The following is a 21,632-nucleotide window of genomic DNA, read 5'->3' as shown; positions in this document are numbered from 1 at the left end:
CCCCCCCCCCCCCCCCCCCCCCCCCCCCCCCCCCCCCCCCCCCCCCCCCCCCCCCCCCCCCCCCCCCCCCCCCCCCCCCCCCCCCCCCCCACGCCGCGGACACCCGCCAGACACCCCCTGAGTGCGTCGCAGAGGCATCAGCTCTGCAACAGCACCGGTACGAACGTCCGCCCGCCCTGTCGGCGGGCCTGCCCGAGCAGGCATTCTTGGGCACATGAGTGACTGGGACGGGTGGAACGGCGACCGCGAGGACCGCGGCCGCCGCGATGACGGGTACGGACGCGGCAGCGACCGGGCGCAGCCGGAAGGCGCGCGGCGGATGCGCCACGTCCAGCGGCCGCAGCAGCCGCAGCCCCCGCGGCAGCGGCCGGCCCAGCCCCCGAACCGCCCGGCGCCGCCGCCCGCGCCCGGGTACGGCGTACCGCAGCAGCAGGCGCAGAGCCACGACACGTACGGCGGGTACGACAGCGGCTACAACACCGGCCAGGTCTACGGGTCCCCGGCGGGCAGCGGCCAGGGCATCCCGCCGCAGTCCCCGTCGGGCCCGGGGGGCCCCGGGGGCCCGCGCAGGCCGGGCGGTGCGCCCGGTCCGGCCCCGGACTGGCGCAAGCGGATCAAGATCGGCTCGATCGTGCTGGTCTCGGCGCTGCTGGTGACCGGTATCGGCACGTACGTCTGGGCCGACTCCAACGTGCGCCGCGAGGTGGACCTCTCCAAGGTCATCGAGCGCCCGAAGGAGGGCGACTGCACGACGTACCTGATCGTGGGCTCCGACAGCCGCGAGGGCATGTCCGACGAGGAGAAGAAGAAGCTCCACACCGGCTCGGCCGAGGGCAAGCGGACCGACTCGATGATGATCCTGGCGAAGTGCTCCAGCGGGAACACGATGGTCTCGCTGCCGCGCGACTCGGACGTGGAGATCCCCTCCTTCGTCGGCTCGGACAGCGGGAAGAAGTACGCCGGCACGGGCAAGCGGACCAAGCTCAACGCGGCGTACGCGGAGGACGGCCCCGAACTGCTGGTGCGGACGGTGGAGTACAACACCGGTCTGCGCATCGACCACTACGCGGAGATCGGCTTCGCGGGCTTCGCGAACATCGTGGACGCACTGGGCGGTGTGGAGCTGGACATCGAGCAGGGCTTCAAGGACGAGAAGTCGGGCGCCGACTTCAAGGCGGGCAAGCAGACGCTGAACGGCGAGCAGTCGCTGGCCTACGTCCGCACCCGGTACGCCTTCGCCGAGTCGGACCTCCAGCGGACGAAGAACCAGCAGAAGTTCCTGTCGGCGCTCGCCAACCAGGCGGCGACGCCCTCGACGATCATCAACCCCTTCGCGCTGTACCCGATGCTGGGCGCGGGTCTGGACACGCTCATCGTGGACAAGGACATGTCCCTGTGGGACATGGGCCAGATGTTCTTCGCGATGAAGGGCATCAACGGCGGCGACGGCGTGTCGATGAACATGCCCATCTCCGGGCAGCGCGGTGGCAACCTGGTGTGGGACAAGGCGAAGGTGCAGCAGTTGGTGAAGCAGATCCAGAACGACGAGAAGGTCACCGTCCGCGGGGACTGACGTCGCCCGCCGCCGAGTTGCCGGTTGCCCGGGGGTGACGCCCGGGCGACGGGGGCGTTTCGCGGGGTGAGATGAAGCACTCGTTCCGCGACTCGCTGGACAGCCTTGTGTGTTTTTCGTAAAACTGATCCGCCCTGCTTGCTGGCTCTGGAGCGTAGATGTCTTTGCCATCGTCCCCGCCTGTCCTCGGCGACCGACGGCAGGACGGCGCGACAGCGGCGCCCCTGACCGCCTTCCCCGCGCAGCAGCACCGGGCGGCCGCCAAGCCCCGCCTGCGCGTGCTGGACGGCCTGCGCATCCTCGCGGCGGTGGTGGTGCTCAGCGCCCACTACCTGCACCCCGACATCTGGGGCAGCCGCAACGGCGAGCTCTTCGGCTTCGCGGCCACGGCCTCCCGGTACGGCTGGCTCGGCGTCGAGCTGTTCTTCATGATCAGCGGCTTCGTCATCTGCATGTCCGCCTGGGGCCGGCCGCTCGGCGGATACCTGCGCAGCCGGGTGATCCGCCTCGGGCCTGCGTACTGGTTCTGCGTGTTGACCACCGGGGCCGTGCTGCTGGCGTACGCGCAGTTCTACGGCGGCAAGCACCCCACCCCGAGCGAGATCCTCACCAATCTGACGATGGTGCAGATGCCGCTGAAGAACCCCTCGCTCGACCCCTCCTACTGGACCCTGTGGTCCGAGGCGCGGTTCTACCTGATCTTCGCGTTCGTCGCCTGGAAGGGGCTGACGTACCGCAGGGTGATGAACTTCTGCTGGATCTGGACGGTCGCCTCGCTGCTGGCGCCGACCTCCGGTCTGCCGCTGCTGGAGACGGTGGCCAACGCCGCGTACTCGCCGCTGTTCATCTCCGGCATCTGCTTCTACCTGATCCGCCGCGAGGGTGCGCGCGTGGGCGAGCCGTGGATCCTGCTGGCGCTGTCCTGGCTGCTCATGCAGCGCTACATGGTCGAGATCGCCACCTGGAACACCCGCTCCGGGGACAAGCTGTCCTGGGCCGTCTGCGTGGCCGTGGTGACCGCGTTCTACGGCGTGATGGCCGCCGTTGCGCTGGGATGGCTCGACCGGATCAACTGGGCCTGGCTGTCGGTCGCCGGTTCGATGTCGTACCCGCTCTACCTGCTCCACCAGCAGGTGGGCGTCAAGCTGATGGAGCGCTGGTCCGACAACGTCGGGGCGTACTGGCTGCTGCTGTCCATGACGAGCGCGATGCTGCTGGCCTCGTACCTGATCGTGCGGTTCGTGGAGCGGCCTGGCTCCGCGGCCCTCAAGCGGATGCTGGAGCGGCGGCCCGGCCGGCGCTGAGGCCCGGGCCCGGCGCGGCAGCGCCGTACGGAAACGGAAACGACGGAAGGGGCACCCCCGAGGGGGTGCCCCTTCTGCTTGTCCTGCTCGCCGGTCGTCCCGGCCTGCCGTGCGGTGGTCAGCGGACGCGGGCGCGCAGCTTCCACGGCATGGCGATGGACTCCAGCTGGACCGCGAGGTTCATCTTGGACTCACCGACGGTGCGGTCCTCGAAGTGGATCGGGACCTCCATGACCTGGAAGGCACGGCGCAGCGCCTTGAACTTCATCTCCACCTGGAAGCTGTAGCCGGCGCTGCCGACCGAGGCCAGGTCGATCGCCTTCAGCGCGTCGGCGCTCCACAGGTTGAAGCCGCCCGTGATGTCGCGCAGGCGGGTGCCCAGGATGGTGCTCGCGTAGGCGTTGGCCCAGCGGGAGAGCAGCTTGCGGTGCGCGCCCCAGGCGTCGGACAGGGTGCCGCCGGGGACGTAGCGGCTGCCGACGACGAGGCCGGAACCGGTGGACAGGGCCACGCCCAGCATCTCGGCGATCTTGCCCGCCGGGTGGGAGCCGTCCGCGTCCATCTGGAGCACGTAGTGGGCGCCCTCCTCGACGGCCTTGGCCATGCCCGCGGCGTAGGCGCGGCCGAGGCCGTCCTTCGTGGTGCGGTGCAGGACCGACATGCGCGGCTTGCCGTCCTTGGTGAGGAAGCCCTCCGCGAGCTCCTCGGCGATCTTGCCGGTGCCGTCGGGCGAGGAGTCGTCCACGATCAGCAGCCGCAGCCCCGGCTGGTCCAGGCCCATGAGGAGCTCGACCATGCCGGGGAGGTTGCCCGCCTCGTTGTACGTGGGCATGACGACGGTGAGCGGCGTGCTCGCCCAGGATTCGGGGAGCTGCGTGGTTGCGATGTCGGTCTCGCGGGGAGTCTGCTGTGCGCCTATCACAGGGTTATTGCCTCACTGAAGTTGGTCACCGGTCGGAGGAGAAGCGGACGGCGGCGGCAGGCACTTCGGCCTCGCACCACACACGCACCCCTGCGCGAAGTTCGTTGTCAGCCCCTACGACGGCACCGTCACCGATGACCGCACCGTCCACGACCGTGCGCGATCCCACGGAGGCGCCGGCGCCGATCAGGCTCGCGCTCACATGCGTGTCCGGGCCGATGGTCGCACCGTCCAGCACGATGGAGCCCTGGACGACCGCGCCCGATTCGATCCGAGCACCAGCGCCCACAACGGTACCGCCAGAAAGCTTCGCTCCGTCAGCGACCTGGGCACCCGGAAGTACCAGGGCCTCGCCGCGGGGACCGGGGACGGCCGGGGAGGAGACGACACCGCGTACCAGATCGGCGGAAGCCTGGACGAAAGACTCCGGCTTGCCGAGGTCGAGCCAGTAGGTGTTGTCGATGACACCGTGCAGCTTGGCGCCGGAGGCGAGCAGACCGGGGAAGGTCTCGCGCTCGACGGAAACCGATCGACCGGCCGGAATGGCGTCGATCACGCTGCGGCGGAAGACGTAGCAGCCGGCGTTGATCTGGTCGGTGATGATCTCTTCGGGGGTCTGCGGCTTCTCGGTGAAGGCCAGCACCCGCCCCTCGGAGTCGGTGGGGACCAGACCGAAGGCGCGCGGGTCCTCGACCCGCGTCAGGTGCAGGGAGACGTCGGCGTCGGCCGCCTGGTGGGCATCGACCAGGCCGGCGATGTCCAGGCCGGTCAGGATGTCGCCGTTGAAGACCAGGACGGGGGCGTCCGGGCCTCCGGTCAGGCTCTGCGCGGCGTTGCGGATGGCGCCGCCGGTGCCGAGCGGCTCGTCCTCGACGACGTATTCAAGGGTGAGGCCGAAGTCGGATCCGTCGCCGAAGTACGGCTCGAAGACCTCGGCCAGGTAGCAGGTGGCCATCACGATGTGCGTGACACCGGCGGCAGCAGCCCTGGCTATTTGGTGGGCGAGGAACGGGACACCAGCAGCCGGGACCATCGGCTTGGGGGTGTTCACCGTTACGGGGCGCAGACGCGTCCCCTGCCCACCGACCAGCAGGATCGCTTCCGTCATTTGTTCTCTCCCCAACCGGTTCGGGCGTACGAAGGTTCAAAGTTAGCCCATCCGGGGACGCGCAAAGGCCGGAGGCGGCGGACCACAGCCGCCTCCGGCCACGTTCCGGTTACGGCAGGTTGCGGGCCATCACGATCCGCTGAACCTGATTCGTTCCTTCGTAAATCTGAGTGATCTTGGCATCGCGCATCATGCGCTCCACCGGGTAGTCACGGGTGTAGCCGTAGCCGCCGAGCAGCTGGACGGCGTCCGTGGTGACCTCCATGGCCACGTCGGAGGCGAAGCACTTGGCCGCCGCACCGAAGAAGGTGAGGTCAGCGTCGACGCGTTCCGATTTGGCGGCCGCGGAGTAGGTCAGCTGGCGGGCGGCCTCGATCTTCATGGCCATGTCCGCGAGCATGAACTGAACACCCTGGAAGTCACCGATCGGCTTGCCGAACTGCTTGCGCTCCTGGACGTACCCCTTGGCATAGTCCAGGGCACCCTGCGCGATGCCCAGGGCCTGAGCCGCAATCGTGATACGGGTGTGATCAAGGGTCTTCATCGCGGTGGCGAATCCGGTGCCCTCGGCGCCGATCATGCGGTCGGCGGGGATCCGTACGTTGTCGAGGTAGACCTCGCGCGTCGGGGATCCCTTGATGCCGAGCTTCTTCTCCGGGGCTCCGAAGGAGACGCCCTCGTCGCTCTTCTCGACGACGAAGGCGCTGATGCCCTTGGAGCGCTTCTCCGGGTCCGTCACGGCCATGACCGTGTAGTACTCGGAGACGCCCGCGTTGGTGATCCAGCGCTTGACGCCGTTGAGCACCCAGAAGTCCCCGTCGCGCACGGCGCGGGTCTTCATGCCGGCGGCGTCGGAACCCGCGTCGGGCTCGGACAGGGCGTACGAGAACATCGCGTCGCCCTTGGCCAGCGGGCCGAGGTACTTGGCCTTGAGCTCCTCGGACCCGGAGAGGATCACCGGGAGCGAGCCGAGCTTGTTCACGGCCGGGATGAGGGAGGAGGAGGCGCAGACGCGGGCCACTTCCTCGATCACGATCACGGTGGCGAGCGCGTCCGCGCCGGCGCCGCCGTAGGTCTCGGGCACGTGGACGGCGTGCAGGTCGCTGGCGACCAGGGCGTCGAGGGCCTCCTGCGGGAAGCGGGACTCCTCGTCGACCGCCGCCGCGAACGGCAGGATCTTCGCCTCGGCGAGCGAGCGGACGGACTCGCGGAGCATGTCGTGCTCCTCGGCCGGGCGGTACAGGTCGAAGTCGGCAGAACCCGCCAAGATCTCTCACTCCCCAGGGTGATGCGTGATGCTAACTACCGTTAAGTAACCCAAGCTTAGTGTCCGGCCGCCGAGCGCGACATGGACGTCGCACGTGAGTTGCGTGACAGCAGGGGCGGCCGTGGGGAGCTTCCCCCGGACGGGCCCGACTATGCTCGGTGGCCGCGATCGGCCCCGCTACATCTGGAGCACTCATGGCCCCCCTCAAGATCACTGTGATCGGCACCGGCTATCTCGGGGCGACGCATGCCGCCGCGATGGCGGAGCTGGGGTTCGAGGTGCTCGGGCTGGACGTGGTGCCGGAGAAGATCGAGATGCTGTCGGCCGGGCGCGTGCCGATGTACGAGCCGGGGCTGGAGGAGCTGCTGGCCGCGCACGTCGCCGGACTGCCGGGCTCCACCGGGCGGCTTCGGTTCACGACCTCGTGGGAAGAGGTCGGCGCCTTCGGTGACGTGCACTTCGTCTGCGTGAACACTCCGCAGAAGCACGGCGAGTACGCCTGCGACATGTCCTATGTGGACTCCGCGATGGAGTCCCTGGCGCCCCATCTGACGCGCCCCGTCCTCGTGGTCGGCAAGTCCACCGTGCCGGTGGGCTCGGCGGAGCGGCTCGCGGCGAAGCTGGCGGAGCGGTCCCCGGCGGGCGCCGAGGTGGAGCTCGCGTGGAACCCGGAGTTCCTGCGCGAGGGCTTCGCCGTGCAGGACACCCTCCACCCGGACCGGATCGTCATCGGAGTGAAGGGCGAGCGCGGCGAGAAGCTGCTGCGAGAGGTCTACGAGACCCCGATGTCCGAGGGCACCCCCCTGATCGTCACCGACTTCCCCACCGCGGAACTGGTGAAGACGGCGGCCAACTCCTTCCTCGCGACGAAGATCTCCTTCATCAACGCCATGGCCGAGGTCTGCGAGGCGGCCGGCGGCGACGTGGTCAAGCTCGCCGAGGCCATCGGGCACGACGAGCGCATCGGCGCGAAGTTCCTGCGGGCCGGCATCGGCTTCGGCGGCGGCTGCCTGCCGAAGGACATCCGCGCCTTCATGGCCCGGGCCGGCGAGCTCGGCGCCGACCAGGCGCTGACCTTCCTGCGCGAGGTCGACTCCATCAACATGCGCCGCCGCGGCCACATGGTCGAGCTGGCCCGCGACGCGGTCGGCGGCTCGTTCCTCGGCAAGCGGGTCGCGGTCCTCGGCGCCACCTTCAAGCCGGACTCCGACGACGTGCGCGACTCCCCCGCGCTGAACGTGGCCGGGCAGATCCACCTCCAGGGCGGCCAGGTGACGGTCTACGACCCGAAGGGCATGGACAACGCCCGCCGCGTCTTCCCGACCCTCGGCTACGCGGACTCCGCCCTGGAGGCGGCCCGCGGCGCGGAGGTCGTCCTGCACCTCACCGAGTGGCGCGAGTTCCGCGACCTCGACCCGGCGGAGCTGGGCACCGTGGTGACGGACCGCCTGATCCTCGACGGCCGCAACGCCCTCGACCCCTCCCGCTGGCGCGAGGCGGGCTGGACGTACCGGGCGATGGGTCGCCCGCGCGCGTAACGCTGCCGCGACCACCCCGACGGACGGAGTCCGGCGCAGCGGGCCGAAGCCCGGAAGGCGCCCCGGCGCCGACCGGCGCGAGGGCCGCGTCGGGGAACGGTGCCGTACCGGGCGATGGGTCGCCCGCGCGCCTGAGCTGGGAGTCTTTCCGGCGGCTGCGGCCGGGGTCCGGCAAAAGAATGAATAGGTAGACTAACGACCGATGACCAGCACACGCAGCCTCCCGACGACCGCCACCGCACCAGCGCCGGGGGCAGCCCCCGGCAACGGCCGGGGATCCTTCGACGCAGCACTGCGCGGGCGCGCCGGAATGCTCGGCATGGCGGCCTTCTGGCTGGCCACCCGGGCCGCGATGCTCGTGCTGCTCGTGACGCCGTTCCGCGGCAACAGCGTCCGCACCGAGATCACGAACACGTACCACAACTGGTTCGACGTGCTCGTGACGTGGACGATGCCGCACAACGACGTCATGTGGCAGTACCCGCCCGGCGCCGCGGCGATCTTCCTGTCGCCGAAGCTGCTCCCCTTCCTCAGCTACTTCCAGGGCTTCGTCGCGCTCACCGTGCTCTGCGACGCCCTGATCGCCTTCGGGCTCTTCCGCGCCGCCCGGCGGCCCGACGGGAGCATGGCCGGCGTGGCGCTGTGGCTGGGCGCGCTGCCGCTGCTGCTGGGGCTGCCCTTCGCGCGCTACGACCTCCAGGTCACCCTGCTGGCCGTCGCCTCGCTGCTCTGCCTGCGCTACCGCACCAAGCTCGGCGGGGCGCTCGCCGGCATCGGCGCCATGGTCAAGGTGTGGCCGCTGCTCGTCCTGCTCGGCACCCCGCGGGGCAAGAGCACCCGCGAGGCCATCGTGTCGGCCGTACTGGCGGCCGTCGCGCTGTTCGCCGTCTTCGCGGCCTTCTTCCGCGACACCCTCGGCTTCCTCGGCAACCAGGGCGACCGCGGGGTCCAGATCGAGTCGCTCGGCGGCTCCGCGCTGATGTTCGGCAAGCTCGTCGACATCTGGCCCGGCAAGGTCAAGTACCAGTACGGCGCCTTCGAGTACGTCGGCCCGTACGTCTCCAGCGTCGCGCGGCTCTCCGTCGCCCTGACGGTCATCGGCTTCCTGTGGCTGCTGCTGTGGCGCGTGAAGGCCAAGCGCTGGACGACCGCGACGCCGGCGGACGCCGCGCTCTGCGCCATCCTGCTGTTCACGGTCACCAGCCGCGTCATCAGCCCGCAGTACATGATCTGGCTGCTCGGCCTCGCCGCCGTCTGCCTGACCTCCCGGCACACCACCCAGCGTCCGATCGCGTGGCTGCTGGTCGTCATCTCCGGGCTGAGCACGGTCATCTACCCGCTGGTCTACGACTCGGACATCCTGGCCGGCACCGCCTTCGGCACCTTCCTGATGTGCGCCCGCAACGGGCTGCTGCTGGTCGCCGCGGTGTGGTCCGGCGTCCGCCTGTGGAAGGCGAGCGTCTCGCCCCTCCCGGCGGCCCCCGCTCTCTGAGCGGGCTCAGTTCGCCCTTCGGTGCTGTGCGGCGCGGGCCGTGAATTCCGCGTCGCGCAGCACCCTTTGTGCGTTGCCCCAGGTGAGCAGCGCCAGGTCGGTCTCCGGCCAGCCGCGCTCCAGCAGCTCCGCGAGCAGCTTCGGGTAGCCCGAGGGGTCGGTCAGGCCCGTCGGCCGGGGGACGCCCGGCTCGGCGCCGAAGCCGGCGCCCAGGCCCACGCAGGTCGGACCCGCGACGGCCCGTACGTGGTCCAGGTGGTCCGCCACCGCGTGCAGGGAGTCCCCGGTCCGAGCGGTGTCGAAGGTGACCATCGCCAGGCCGTTCGCCTCCCGAAGCGCGGCCAGGACCTCGTCGGTCGCGTTGTCCGGATGCGGGTTGAGCGCCGCGGCCGCCGTGTGCGAGATGATCACCGGCGCCTTGGAGGCCCCGGCGAGCTGGCAGGCCACCACGGGCCGGCAGCCGGTGAGGTCGAGCAGCATCGCCAGCCGGTTCGTCTCGCGGACCACCTCGTGGCCGAAGGCCGTCAGGCCCTCGTCCGCCCAGGGGGCTCCCGCGGGCGCGAGGATCCGTACGCCCAGTGCGTGGAAGGCGCGCAGCGCGCCCAGCGAGTCGGTCAGCGTGCAGCCGGGCACGGGCCCGAGGAACGAGGCGATCCGGCCCCGGTTGCGGGCGTCGGCCAGGTCGTCGGCGCTGAGCGCGAGGCACAGGCTGTCGGGGTAGCGGCGCACCAGGGCGCGCGCCACGTCGATCTGTTCGAGGGTGTCGGACACCACCTGGTCGCCGGCCGCGGCCTCGCGCGGGCGGCCCGGCGGCACGAGCAGCGACCAGAACTGGGCGCCCACTCCCCCGGCGCGCAGCCGCGGGATGTCGGTGTCGACGCCCACGTCCGGGGTGTCGATGTCGTGGTACGGGCTCTGGCGCAGGGTCCAGACGAGGGTGTTGCACCCGTCCGCGACGGGATGCACGGACAGCAGGGCGGCGGCCCGCTCCAGCGCTCCGGCCACCATCGCGACGGGGGTGTCCTCGGCTCCGATGGAGCCGGGTCCTACGGGGGTCACGGGGCTCGTTTGCGGTTCATCCTGCAGGTCGGCCATGGCAATCGCTCCGGTCTCGGCGGCAGCGGGGAGAGAAGCAGGGAAGATGTTGCCACCGTGACATGTGGGACGCCTGAGCCGCCCGGCAGGTGTGGCGTTCGGGTGTAACCGGCAGGTCACACCCGTCGCCGCACCGCCGGGCCGAGCAGGGCTGCGCTGGGCTGAGCAGCGCGCAGGGCCTACGGCGCCGCGTCCAGGACGGCGTTCGACGGTCCGCGGGACGCCGACTCCGCGCGCGCCACCGCTTCGGCGTCGCGCAGCGCCCGTACCGCGTTCGACCAGGTCAGCTTGGACAGGTCGGCCTTGGACCAGCCGCGGGTCAGCAGCTCGGCGATCAGGTTCGGGTACCCGGCCACGTCGTCCAGCCCGGACGGGGTGAAGGCCGTGCCGTCGTAGTCCCCGCCGATGCCGATGTGGTCGACGCCCGCCACCTCGCGCATGTGGTCCAGGTGGTCGGCCACCGTGGCGGCCGTGGCCACCGGACGCGGGCGCCCCGCCTCGAAGGCCCGGTGCAGGGCCATCGCCTCGGAAGTGGTGTCGAGGTGGTGCAGGCCGTGTGCACGCAGGTTCTCGTCCGCGGCCAGCGTCCACTCGACCGCCGCCGGGAGGATGAACTTCGGCACGAAGGTGGCCATCGCCACCCCGCCGTTGGCCGGCAGCAGCGCCAGCACGTCGTCCGGGATGTTGCGCGGGTGGTCGCAGACCGCCCGCGCGGAGGAGTGCGAGAAGATCACCGGCGCGGCCGAGGTGGCGATGGCGTCCCGCATCGTCGTCGCGGCGACGTGCGAGAGGTCGACCAGCATGCCGATGCGGTTCATCTCGCGCACGACCGCGCGGCCGAAGTCCGTCAGGCCCCCGTGCCGGGGCTCGTCGGTCGCCGAGTCCGCCCAGTCGATGGTGTCGTTGTGCGTGAGCGTCATGTACCGCACGCCGAGGCGGTGCAGGGCGCGCAGCGTGGCGAGCGAGTTGTTGATGGAGTGCCCGCCCTCGGCGCCCATCAGCGAGGCGATCCGGCCGTCGGCGCGGGCCGCCTCCATGTCGTCCGCCGTCAGCGCCCGCACCAGGTCGCCGGGGTAACGGTCGATCAGCTGGTCGACCGCGTCCATCTGCTCCAGCGTGGCGCTGACCGCCTCGTCGCCGGTCAGCTCGGTGCTGACGTAGACCGACCAGAACTGTGCGCCGACACCGCCTGCCCGCAGCCGGGGGATGTCGGTGTGCAGGTGCTGCGACTGGTCGCCGGCGATGTCCCGCCGGTCGAGGTCGTAGCGGACCTGCTTGCGCAGCGCCCAGGGAAGGTCGTTGTGGCCGTCGACGACCGGGTGCTCGGCCAGCAGCTCACGCGCCTCGTCCAGGCGCTGCGCCGCGCTCACTTGCCGAACCCGAAGGACTCCTGGCCGGCGACCTTCGTACGCAGCCGCTTGCCCTTCTCGGTGGCCTGGTCGCCCAGCTCCTGCTGGAACTCGCGCATCCGGGCCAGCAGCTCGGTGTCGTGCGCGGCCAGCATCCGTACGGCCAGCAGGCCCGCGTTGCGGGCGCCGGCCACCGAGACGGTGGCGACGGGAACCCCGGCGGGCATCTGGACGATCGACAGCAGCGAGTCCATGCCGTCGAGGTACTTCAGGGGCACGGGTACGCCGATGACCGGCAGCGGGGTGACCGACGCGAGCATGCCGGGCAGGTGGGCCGCCCCGCCGGCGCCGGCGATGACGGCCTTCAGACCGCGCTCGGCGGCCTGCTCCCCGTACGCGATCATCTCGCGCGGCATCCGGTGCGCGGAGACCACGTCGACCTCGTAGGGGATCTCGAACTCGTCCAGGGCCTGGGCGGCGGCCTCCATGACCGGCCAGTCCGAGTCGGAGCCCATGACGATGCCGATGAGGGGGTTGCTCTGGGTGCTCACTCGGTGATCGTTCCTCTGAGGTAGTCGGCGGCGTGACGTGCGCGCTCCAGCACATCGTCCAGGTCGTCGCCGTAGGTGTTGACGTGGCCGACCTTGCGGCCGTGTTTCACGTCCTTGCCGTACATGTGGATCTTCACCTGCGGGTCGTGCGCCATGCAGTGCAGGTACGCCGCGTACATGTCGGGGTAGTCCCCGCCCAGCACGTTCGCCATGACCGTCCAGCGGGCCCGGGGGCGCGGGTCGCCCAGGGGGAGGTCCAGGACCGCGCGGACGTGGTTGGCGAACTGGGAGGTGACGGCACCGTCCTGGGTCCAGTGGCCGCTGTTGTGCGGGCGCATCGCCAGTTCGTTGACCAGGATGCGGCCGTCGGTGGTCTCGAAGAGCTCCACGGCCAGGTGGCCGGTCACGCCGAGCTCCTTGGCGATGCGCAGGGCCAGGGCCTGTGCCTCGCCCGCCAGCTCCTCGGAGAGGTTCGGGGCGGGGGCGATCACCGTGTCGCAGACCCCGTCGACCTGGACGGACTCCACGACCGGGTAGGCCACGGCCTGGCCGTGCGGGGAGCGGACGATGTTGGCCGCGAGTTCGCGGACGTACTCGACCTTCTCCTCCGCGAGGACCGGGACGCCCGCCTTGAAGGGGGCCTCCGCGTCCTCGGGCGTGCGCACGAACCACACGCCCTTGCCGTCGTACCCGCCGCGCACCGTCTTGAGGATGACCGGGAAGCCGCCCACCTCGTCCGCGAAGGCCGCCGCGTCCGCCGGATCGCTCACGATCCGGTGGCGGGGGCTGGGCGCGCCGATCTCGTCGAGCTTGGCGCGCATCACCCCCTTGTCCTGGGCGTGCACCAACGCGTCGGGCCCTGGGCGGACGGGGATGCCGTCCGCTTCCAGGGCCCGGAGGTGTTCGGTGGGCACGTGCTCGTGATCGAAGGTGATCACGTCGCACCCGCGCGCGAAGGCACGCAGGGTCTCCAGATCGCGATAGTCGCCGATGACGACGTCGCTCACGACCTGGGCCGCCGAGTCCTGTGGGGTGTCACTGAGGATCTTGAATCTGATGCCGAGGGGGATGCCCGCCTCGTGGGTCATGCGGGCGAGCTGTCCGCCGCCGACCATGCCGACTACCGGGAACGTCACTCCTCCAGGGTATCCGCCGGTATTCCGCCATCCGGACACACCCCTGGCCCGTACCGATCGGTGCGCGCGTAGGACGTATGGGTGTGCCGTGCGTCGCACGGGGCCCGAAGGCACAGACGGACCACCGGGGCGACACTTAACATGGACGGGTTGACGGACGACCCCAGACGCCTCATCGGGGCGACAACGGACAGGGACTGACCAATCACATGAGCGTGCCGAAGAACGGATCTGCCCTCGACCGCGTACGCGGCCTCGCACGAGAGGTCGCCAAGTTCGGGGCCGTCGGCGGGATCGGCGTGCTGGTCAACCTGGGCGTCTTCAACCTGATCCGCAACACGACGGACCTGCAGGTCGTCCGGGCGAGCGTCATAGCCACCGTCGTGGCCATCGCCACGAACTACCTCGGCTTCCGCTACTTCGCCTACCGGGACCGGGCCAACCAGACCGGCCGGACCCGCGAGCTGACCCTCTTCGCCCTGTTCAGCGCGATCGGCCTGATCATCGAGAACGGCGTGCTGTACTCGGCCACCTACGGCTTCGGCTGGGACGGCCCGCTCGCCAGCAACTTCTTCAAGTTCGCCGGTATCGGCATCGCCACCGTCTTCCGCTTCTGGTCCTACCGGAGCTGGGTCTTCAAGGCCCTGCCCACGCCCGCTCCGGCCTCGCTGGTCGTCGAGCAGCGCGACGGCCAGAGCGCGTCCCGCGCCCCCGAGCCCGCGAACAACTAGCCGACCGCAGCGACCAGCGGCCCGCAACGGCTAGCGCACCGTCTGCTCCGGCTCCGCCGGTTGCGGGGCCGTCCGGCTGAGGAACAGCGCGAACACCGGCGGCTGCGCCTGGAGCAGCTCCAGACGGCCGCCGTCCGCCTCCGCGAGGTCCCGGGCCACCGCCAGGCCGATCCCGGTGGAGTTGCGGCCGCTGATGGCCCGCTCGAAGATCCGGTTGCCGAGGTCCGGCGGCACGCCCGGTCCCTCGTCCGTGACCTCCAGCACCGCCTGGTTGCCGATCACCCGGGTACGCAGTGCGACCGTGCCGCCACCGTGCATGAGCGCGTTCTCCACGAGGGTCGCCAGGACCTGCGAGACCGCCCCCGGGGTGCCGACGGCCCGCATGCCCGTCTTCCCGGAGCGCACGATGGCCCGTCCGGCGCTGCGGTAGGCCGGCCGCCACTCCTCCACCTGCTGTTTGACGACCTCGTCCAGGTCGAAGGGCACGGCCGAGCCGGTCCGCGGGTCGCGCGAGTTCGTCAGCAGCCGCTGCACCACGTCCGTGAGCCGCTCGACCTGGGTCAGGGCGATGGTCGCCTCCTCCCGTACGGTCTCCAGGTCCTCGGTGACCGTGATCTCCTCCAGCCGCATGGACAGCGCCGTGAGCGGGGTCCGCAGCTGGTGTGAGGCGTCCGCGGCCAGGCGTCGCTCGGCGGTCAGCATCCGCCCGATCCGCTCCGCACTGGCGTCCAGCACATCGGCGACCCGGTCCAGCTCGGGGACCCCGTACCGCTTGTGCCGGGGCCTGGGGTCCCCCGATCCGAGGCGCTCCGCCGTCTCGGCGAGGTCCGTGAGCGGCGAGGTCAGCCGGTTGGCCTGGCGTACGGCGAGCAGTACGGCCGCCACGACGGCCAGCAGCGCCACCGCGCCGACCACGGCCAGGGTGCGCCCGACCTCCCTGGTGACCGTGGAGCGCGAGACCTCGACGACCACGAGCTCGCCCTGCTCGCCGCGGGCGGTGCCCCGGATCACGCTGTCGGTGATCCGCTCGCCGACCTCCACGGCCGGCTGCCCGGGGACCGTGATCCGCGCGTAGCGGCCGGCGTCGAGCTGCTCGGCGAGCGCCTCGGGGTCGATCCGCTGCTTCTCCAGGACGTTCGACTCGACGATGCCCACCAGCCGCAGCGCTTCGGACTCGATCCGGTCCTGGGCGCTGCTGGTGATCGTCCGGGTCTCCACGATGACCAGGGAGACCCCGAAGACGGCGATGACGACGAGCACCACGGCGAGCGTGGAGTTGATCAGGCGGCGGCGCATGGCTTAGTGAAGGCTCAGCTCTTCTCGAAACGGAAGCCGACGCCCCGGACGGTGGCGATGTAGCGGGGGTTGGCGGCGTCGTCCCCGAGCTTCTTGCGCAGCCAGGAGATGTGCATGTCGAGGGTCTTCGTGGAGGACCACCAGGTGGTGTCCCAGACCTCGCGCATCAGCTGGTCGCGGGTGACGACCCGGCCGGCGTCGCGGACCAGGACGCGCAGCAGGTCGAACTCCTTGGCCGTGAGCTGGAGCTCCTCCTCCCCCATCCAGGCGCGGTGCGACTCGACGTCGATCCGCACCCCGTGGGTGGCGGGCGGCTGCGCCGCCTCGGTGGAGCCGCGCCGCAGCAGGGCCCGTACGCGGGCCAGCAGCTCGGCGAGCCGGAAGGGCTTGGTCACGTAGTCATCGGCGCCGGCGTCCAGGCCGACGACCGTGTCGACCTCGTCCGCGCGGGCGGTGAGGACCAGGATCGGGAAGCCGTGGCCCTCGGCGCGCAGCCGGCGGGCCACCTCCAGGCCGTCCATCCCCGGCAGGCCCAGATCCAGGACGACGAGGTCGACGCCGCCCTGCAGTCCTGCGTCCAGGGCGGTGGGGCCGTCCTCCCGGACCTCGACCTCGTACCCCTCCCGGCGCAGAGCACGGGCCAGCGGTTCCGAGATGGATGCGTCGTCCTCGGCGAGCAGTACACGCGTCATGTGGGTGATGGTAGTCCGCGGCGGCTGTGACAAGGGGCCCGCCGGTACACCCCTGGCTATCTGGTCTTATGAACTACTAACCGCCTTCGAATGTGACCGAACGGTTCCCGCCGCGCCTGTGATCCATCTCTCAAGTCCTTTCATATGCCACAGTGTCGTGTCGTATGGTGGCGAGACGCCTGATGCACTACCTGAGAGACCTTTGTGCCCAAAAGTGCGCCGAAGGTCTCTACTTCTGTCCTGACCGGTTCTGGCAGTCTTCTGTGACTGACCTGTCCGGGCTTGATGACAGTGAATGACCTATGGGCCGGGCCCGCCGCGCGAAGGTGCGCGACCGGGCGTGGATCCCGGTTACGGATGTCCCTCCGCTCCCGCCACCGCGGGGCGGGACCCCCAGGCGTGGGGTGGGGCACCCGCTGCCGGTGCCGGCCACCCCCCACCGGGCGCGGATGAGCTCACGAAGCCGAAGCGTCCCGAGCAAGCAAGGATCGACCATGGCTTCCAGCCTGACGAAGGATGCGGCGGATCCGTCCACCGAGAAGACCTTCTTCGGCCACCCCCGTGGCCTGGCCACTCTGTTCATGACCGAGATGTGGGAGCGCTTCTCCTACTACGGCATGCGCGCCCTTCTCGTCCTGTACCTGGTCTCCGGCGGCACCGAAGCCGCGACCGGCAGCCAGGGCGGCGGCCTCGCCTTCACGATGGCCACGGCCACGGCGATCTACTCCGTCTACGTGGCGATGGTCTACCTCATGGCCATGCCCGGCGGCTGGTTCGGCGACCGCGTCTGGGGTGCCCGCAAGACGGTCGCCATCGCCGGTGGTGTGATCATGGCCGGCCACGTGTCGCTGGCCGTCCCCGGCCAGGCGATGTTCTTCCTCGGCCTGATCCTGGTCGCGGCCGGTTCCGGTCTGCTGAAGGCCAACATCTCCACGATGGTCGGCCACCTCTACGAGGGTCCGGACGACCCGCGTCGTGACGGTGGCTTCACGATCTTCTACATCGGCATCAACCTCGGTGCCTTCGTCGCGCCCTTCGTCGTCGGCACCGTCGGCGAGAAGGTCAACTGGCACCTCGGCTTCCTGCTCGCCGCCGTCGGCATGGGCCTGGGCCTGGTCCAGTTCCTGCTCGGCACCAAGCACCTCAACGAGCGCAGCAGCCTGGTTCCGAACCCGCTGTCGCCCGCCGAGCGCAAGAGCGTCATCGTCAAGGTCGCGGCCGTCGTCCTCGTCGGTGCCGTGTTCTACGGCGTCGTCGCCGCCCTGGGCATGTACACCCTGAACTGGGCGCTGGTCCCGATCACCCTCGCCGGCCTGATCATCCCGGTCGCCGTCCTGGTCCGCATCAAGCGCGACAAGGACCTCTCGGGTACCGAGCAGTCGAAGATGACCGCGTACATCTGGTTCTTCGTCGCCGCCGCCGTCTTCTGGATGATCTACGACCAGGGTGGTTCGACCCTGTCGCTGTTCGCCGACGGCAAGACCGCCGACACCGTCTTCGGCCTCGGCTTCCCGGCCACCTGGTACCAGTCGCTGAACCCGCTGTTCGTCATGGGTCTGGCGCCGCTCTTCGCCTGGGCGTGGGTCTGGCTGGCCCGCAAGAACCAGGAGCCGAACACCATCGTGAAGTTCGCGATGGGCCTGGTCCTGATCGGTGCCTCCTTCTTCGTCTTCATCGTCCCGATGAACATGGCGGGCGACGGCACCAAGGTCTCCCCGATGTGGCTGGTCTCGATCTACATGATCCAGACCATCGGTGAGCTCTGCCTCTCCCCGGTCGGCCTCTCGGTCACCACGAAGATGGCGCCCCAGAAGTACGCCTCCCAGATGATGGGTGTCTGGTTCCTCGCGGTCACCGCGGGTGACTGCACCACCGGCCTGCTCTCCATCGCCGGTGTCGACCTGAACGGCACGATGGTGATCGGCTTCGAGGCCGCCGCCGCGGTGCTCGCGGGCTTCGCGGTCTACTCGTACCGCAAGAAGGTCCAGTCCCTGATGGGCAACGTGCACTGACGCACGCCGCCCCGCGCACGGCCAACGGCCCGGCACACCTCTCGGTGTGCCGGGCCGTTGCCGTTGTGCCGTAGTACCGCTGCGCCGCTGCCCGGTGCGGGCTAGCGGGTGCCGCGCAGGCGGCGCCACGGGGTGAAGGTGAAGACCGCCGCACCGAGGAGGACCACGGTGCCGGCGACCAGGGCCAGGGCCTTGATGCCGCCCTCGTCCTCCGCGCCGGTCTCGGCGAGGTTGCCCGAGCCGCTGGTGGCGGCCCCGGTGGTGGCCGGCGCGCCGGAACCGCCCGCCTGAGCGGTGACGTCCAGCTCCAGCGAGACGCCGGTGCTGGTCGCCTTGCAGGGCACCACGATCGGATCGGCACCCGGGGCCATGACGACGTCGATCGTCAGCTGGTCCGGGCTCAGCGTCGCCTTGCCGCTCTTGCCCGGCTTGTAGGTGCCGGTCATGTCGCTGAGGGTGACGGGCGCCCCTGCCGCAATGGCCTCCTTGTTCGCGGGGCCGGAGACCTTGACCGTGCCGCTGTCGGCTCCGCCGAGCTTGATGTCCATCGAGGGCTTGAGGGCCCCCGCGGGCAGCGGGGCCGGGCTCTTCATCGCGTCCTTGGCGGTCTTGACGGTCAGGTCGTAGCTGCCGCCGTTCTTCTTGGCGTTGATCGTCACAGGGGTCTTGACGCCCCCTGCGACGAAGTTGCCGCAGTCGAAGGCCACCTCGATCGGCTTGCCCGGGAAGTCGGTCTGCCCGCCGGATCCGGCAGTGGCGCCGCCGTTGTTGGTTCCACCGTTGTTGGTGCCGCCATTGTTGGTGCCGCCATTGTTGCCGCCGCCGCCCTCGGTGACCTTGATGGTGGCGCCGACCCCGACCGACTCCTTCGGCGTGCAGTGCGTGATGAAGCCGCTGAAGTCCACGTCGTACTTGCCGGGCGTGATCGTGACGTCCCCGGCCTTGGTCAGCTTGATCTTGCCCTTCATGTCGGACATGACCATGGGTTCCTTCTTCTTGATCGGCGGGTTCTTGCGCTCGCCCTCCAGCTTCACCTCCGTGGTGAGCGCGCCGCCGAGCTGTACGAAGCCGATGGGCTTGATGGTGTTCTCGCCCAGGTCCATGAGGTCGGTGTTGTTCGAGGCCGGCTTGACGGTCTTCCAGACCACCTCGACCTCGTCACCGACCTTGGCGGTGGCGGGCGCCGTGATCGAGGCGGTGGTCGTGCCCTGGACCGGGCCGCCACCCCCGGCCGGCGGGACGCACTCCACCTTGTACGAGACCTCGGCCGCCTGGGCGGGGCTCGCCGCCAGCAGGATGCCCGCGCCGCCGAACAACAGCGCGACTGCGGCCGCACTCATCCTCCGTTGGGTCTTCACGAATGTCCCTTCGTCGTCGGACTGATCTCAGACGGTGCGGACGCCTGTGGTGCAGGTGATTCGGGTGGTGCGGATGCCCCCGGCGCGCTGTCCGGGGTGAACCACGGCAGGACCGCCGTGGTGGTCTGGGGGGACCGAGCCGGGTGCCCGGTGCGCGGCTGTGCGGGGCCCCGTAGGGCGGGGATCCGGGGCAGGCGGGCCGTCACCGCCGTCGCCGCGTCGGGGAGGCGGGCGCCGCGGTGCCGGCCGCTGCCGCCGGCGGGCTCGCGCGGGCGGACCCGGTCCACCACGGCCATGCCGATGCGGAAGATCCCGGCCGGGATCACGAGCAGGAGCAGCCCCCAGAACAGCAGCACGCCGTACGGGCGGGCCACGCCCCAGGGCTGGGTGGCCACGACCGTCTCGCCGTACTTGAGGGAGATCGTGTAGTCCCCGTGGGCCCCCGCGGACAGGGAGACGCCCAGGGCGACCTCCGCCTTGCCACCGGGCGGGATGGTGCCCTTCCAGCGGACCTCCTCCCAGATCGGCGCGAACACCCCGTGGGCGATGCCGAGTTGGAAGACAGGGTCCTTGACCGGTGCGGAGCCGAGATTGCCGACGGTGACCGTGAACTTCCGGCCGGGCGGGGCGCCGAACCAGGTCAGCACCCCGTCGTCGCCCTTGAGCCGGACGCCCGTGAGCATGGCCAGGCGGGCGGTGCCGCCCTCGGCCGGGAGCTCCGCCACCGGGTGGTCGGTGATCTTCAGCGCGGCGGCGACGGTGGACTGGTCGCCGTTGACGGAGGTGACGTTGACGATGCAGGGGCACGGCTTGGGCGGCGCCACGACGGGGAGCTGGGTGCCGAAGCGGCCGTCGTCGGCGACCGAGACCGCGACGCCGTCGGCGTTGGCGCAGCTGTTGGTCCCGCCGATCATGTTCTGTCCGCAGATCAGCAGCATCACCAGGGTCTTGGGCCGCCAGCCGGTACCGGTGACGGTGATCTCGGTCCCCTTGGCGGCCTCCTGGAGGGAGAGCCCCACGGCGGGCTTGCCGTCTGCCGCGGCGGCCCCGGCCGCCGGGAGCAGCAGGAGCGCCGGGACCGCGAGGAACACCGCCAACGCGGCCGCGACGAGGGCCCGTCCCCGAGCGCGGGCCCGGCCGCCGACCGTCCCGCCGACCTTGGCGCTCACCTGGGTGCTCCCGTCAACTCGTGTTCCGCTACCGGTTCTTGTTCTGGTACGCCGGCCAGGGCGGGCGGCGGATCGTCCCGCCGGGTCCGCCGCCTGCGTACGAGGAGCAGCGCGACCGAGGTGGTCGCGCCGAGGCCGAGCAGCCCGGCTCCGGTCCACCCGGCGATGCCCCAGGGCACGAACCAGGCCGAGGCGTGCCCCGTGGCCCGGGCGCCGCCGGGGGCGGTGACGGTCAGGGTGAGGGAGGCGTGGTCGAAGACCGGGGCGCCGGGCCAGGGTTCGGTCAGCTCGACGCGCTGGCCGGGCAGCAGTTCCACGGGCAGGGGGTGGGCGCCGCGGCCCGGGACCTCGCCGAAGCGGCCGCGGGCGCTGATGGACAGCTCGGGGGCGAGGGCGACGTTGCCCCGGTTGACCAGGGTGTAGGCGACCTCCGCGGCCGCGCCCCTGCCCCGTACGGCGACGTCCTCGACGGTGAGGGCGGCCAGCGTCGGGCCGCTGACGCGCAGGTGGACCCGTACGCCCACCTCGCGGCCGCCCTCGGTGGCGACCACGGCGGCCGGGTGGTCGCCGGGCGGGGAGGCGGGCGGCACGGTGACGGTGAAGGGGACCACCGCGCGGGTGCGGGGCGGGATCTTCACCGTGGCGGAGGCGCCGAAGCTGATCCAGGAGCCCGCACCGGCCGCTGCCTCCGCCGAGCGGTCCGCGGCCGCGGGCCGGGCGGGGCGCACCGCGAAGGCGCCGTCGGCGGTGTTGTAGGCGTCGGCCCCGCGCAGGGTGACGGTGCGCTCCTGGTCGGTGGTGTTGGCGAGGGCGAGCCGGTCCTCCAGCACGGTGCCGGGGGTGCCCGCGAGGTAGAAGTACGGCCGGGCGGCGGTGCGTCCGGCGGCGGGCTCGGCGGTCCAGCCGGGCTCGGCGGCGCGCGCGGGGGCGCCGTACAGCGCGGCGGCGGCGAGGAGCGGCACGAGGGCGGCGCGGCACAGGCGGCGGACGGGGAGTACCCGGCGGGGGCTCGGGCCGGGGGTGTGGAGCACGGGCATGG

The 21,632-nt window shown here is 71.0% G+C and carries 18 protein-coding genes; 6 read left to right on the top strand and 12 right to left on the bottom strand.

The window, feature by feature from the left end; genetic code table 11:
• The first annotated feature begins 214 nt into the window (after positions 1–214).
• Together ACZ7GJ_RS36175 and ACZ7GJ_RS36170 are read left to right on the top strand one after the other, a co-directional pair.
• Positions 215–1,573 carry an LCP family protein gene (locus ACZ7GJ_RS36175; RefSeq protein WP_470757981.1) on the top strand — a complete coding sequence of 453 codons (1,359 nt, stop codon included), beginning with the start codon at positions 215–217 and terminating at the stop codon, positions 1,571–1,573.
• A gap of 158 nt (positions 1,574–1,731) precedes the next feature.
• Positions 1,732–2,877, top strand: a complete 1,146-nt coding sequence (locus ACZ7GJ_RS36170; RefSeq protein ID WP_470757979.1) for an acyltransferase family protein — start codon at positions 1,732–1,734, stop codon at positions 2,875–2,877.
• A 118-nt stretch (positions 2,878–2,995) separates the two neighbouring features.
• Here ACZ7GJ_RS36170 and ACZ7GJ_RS36165 read toward each other — a convergent pair whose 3' ends face one another.
• The 3 genes from ACZ7GJ_RS36165 to ACZ7GJ_RS36155 form a co-directional block, all read right to left on the bottom strand.
• Positions 2,996–3,799: a polyprenol monophosphomannose synthase gene (locus ACZ7GJ_RS36165; RefSeq protein ID WP_470757977.1), complete on the bottom strand. Its 804-nt coding sequence runs from the start codon at positions 3,797–3,799 to the stop codon at positions 2,996–2,998.
• A gap of 25 nt (positions 3,800–3,824) precedes the next feature.
• Complete coding sequence (manB, locus tag ACZ7GJ_RS36160) at positions 3,825–4,907, bottom strand: mannose-1-phosphate guanylyltransferase (protein ID WP_470757975.1); 1,083 nt, start codon at positions 4,905–4,907, stop codon at positions 3,825–3,827.
• A 109-nt stretch (positions 4,908–5,016) separates the two neighbouring features.
• Entirely contained in the window at positions 5,017–6,174 is a 1,158-nt protein-coding gene (locus ACZ7GJ_RS36155) for an acyl-CoA dehydrogenase family protein (RefSeq protein WP_470757973.1), read from the bottom strand.
• Positions 6,175–6,368: 194 nt separating this feature from the next.
• On the opposite strand from ACZ7GJ_RS36155, the gene ACZ7GJ_RS36150 reads away from it, so the two are divergent.
• Complete coding sequence (locus ACZ7GJ_RS36150; RefSeq protein ID WP_365916603.1) at positions 6,369–7,712, top strand: UDP-glucose dehydrogenase family protein; 1,344 nt, start codon at positions 6,369–6,371, stop codon at positions 7,710–7,712.
• Between the two features lie 202 nt (positions 7,713–7,914).
• The gene (locus tag ACZ7GJ_RS36145; protein ID WP_470757971.1) at positions 7,915–9,204 is read left to right on the top strand and encodes a glycosyltransferase 87 family protein; all 1,290 of its coding nucleotides are present in this window, start codon (positions 7,915–7,917) and stop codon (positions 9,202–9,204) included.
• A gap of 6 nt (positions 9,205–9,210) precedes the next feature.
• Here the strand turns inward: ACZ7GJ_RS36145 and ACZ7GJ_RS36140 are convergent, their stop codons facing one another.
• From ACZ7GJ_RS36140 to ACZ7GJ_RS36125, 4 genes are all read right to left on the bottom strand, one after another.
• On the bottom strand, positions 9,211–10,263 hold the full coding sequence (locus ACZ7GJ_RS36140; protein ID WP_470757969.1) for a membrane dipeptidase: 1,053 nt from the start codon (positions 10,261–10,263) through the stop codon (positions 9,211–9,213).
• A 215-nt stretch (positions 10,264–10,478) separates the two neighbouring features.
• On the bottom strand, positions 10,479–11,669 hold the full coding sequence (locus ACZ7GJ_RS36135; RefSeq protein WP_470757967.1) for a dipeptidase: 1,191 nt from the start codon (positions 11,667–11,669) through the stop codon (positions 10,479–10,481).
• On the bottom strand, positions 11,666–12,163 hold the full coding sequence (gene purE, locus ACZ7GJ_RS36130) for a 5-(carboxyamino)imidazole ribonucleotide mutase (protein WP_470757989.1): 498 nt from the start codon (positions 12,161–12,163) through the stop codon (positions 11,666–11,668). Before purE ends, ACZ7GJ_RS36135 begins: the two co-directional genes overlap by 4 nt.
• A gap of 32 nt (positions 12,164–12,195) precedes the next feature.
• On the bottom strand, positions 12,196–13,314 hold the full coding sequence (locus tag ACZ7GJ_RS36125) for a 5-(carboxyamino)imidazole ribonucleotide synthase (protein WP_365916898.1): 1,119 nt from the start codon (positions 13,312–13,314) through the stop codon (positions 12,196–12,198).
• Positions 13,315–13,544: 230 nt separating this feature from the next.
• On the opposite strand from ACZ7GJ_RS36125, the gene ACZ7GJ_RS36120 reads away from it, so the two are divergent.
• Positions 13,545–14,066: a GtrA family protein gene (locus tag ACZ7GJ_RS36120; RefSeq protein WP_470757965.1), complete on the top strand. Its 522-nt coding sequence runs from the start codon at positions 13,545–13,547 to the stop codon at positions 14,064–14,066.
• A gap of 30 nt (positions 14,067–14,096) precedes the next feature.
• On the opposite strand, the gene ACZ7GJ_RS36115 is transcribed toward ACZ7GJ_RS36120, so the two are convergent.
• Both ACZ7GJ_RS36115 and ACZ7GJ_RS36110 read right to left on the bottom strand, forming a co-directional pair.
• Positions 14,097–15,362, bottom strand: coding sequence for an ATP-binding protein (locus tag ACZ7GJ_RS36115; protein ID WP_470757963.1), 1,266 nt, complete (start codon positions 15,360–15,362; stop codon positions 14,097–14,099).
• Positions 15,363–15,376: 14 nt separating this feature from the next.
• Positions 15,377–16,054, bottom strand: coding sequence for a response regulator transcription factor (locus ACZ7GJ_RS36110; protein ID WP_183069176.1), 678 nt, complete (start codon positions 16,052–16,054; stop codon positions 15,377–15,379).
• Positions 16,055–16,548: 494 nt separating this feature from the next.
• Here ACZ7GJ_RS36110 and ACZ7GJ_RS36105 point away from each other — a divergent pair, with 494 nt between their 5' ends.
• Positions 16,549–18,066: a peptide MFS transporter gene (locus ACZ7GJ_RS36105; protein ID WP_470757961.1), complete on the top strand. Its 1,518-nt coding sequence runs from the start codon at positions 16,549–16,551 to the stop codon at positions 18,064–18,066.
• A 101-nt stretch (positions 18,067–18,167) separates the two neighbouring features.
• On the opposite strand, the gene ACZ7GJ_RS36100 is transcribed toward ACZ7GJ_RS36105, so the two are convergent.
• From ACZ7GJ_RS36100 to ACZ7GJ_RS36090, 3 genes are read right to left on the bottom strand one after another with little or no spacing between them, the layout of a single operon-like run.
• Entirely contained in the window at positions 18,168–19,406 is a 1,239-nt protein-coding gene (locus tag ACZ7GJ_RS36100; protein ID WP_470757959.1) for a hypothetical protein, read from the bottom strand.
• Between the two features lie 14 nt (positions 19,407–19,420).
• Entirely contained in the window at positions 19,421–20,593 is a 1,173-nt protein-coding gene (locus ACZ7GJ_RS36095) for a hypothetical protein (RefSeq protein WP_470757957.1), read from the bottom strand.
• On the bottom strand, positions 20,590–21,630 hold the full coding sequence (locus ACZ7GJ_RS36090; protein ID WP_470757955.1) for a COG1470 family protein: 1,041 nt from the start codon (positions 21,628–21,630) through the stop codon (positions 20,590–20,592). Before ACZ7GJ_RS36090 ends, ACZ7GJ_RS36095 begins: the two co-directional genes overlap by 4 nt.
• Between the last annotated feature and the right edge of the window lie 2 nt (positions 21,631–21,632).

Source organism: Streptomyces sp. NPDC037242, assembly GCF_055604165.1.
Note: the sequence above shows the minus strand (reverse complement) of the source record. Positions and strands in the feature narration are given on the sequence as shown.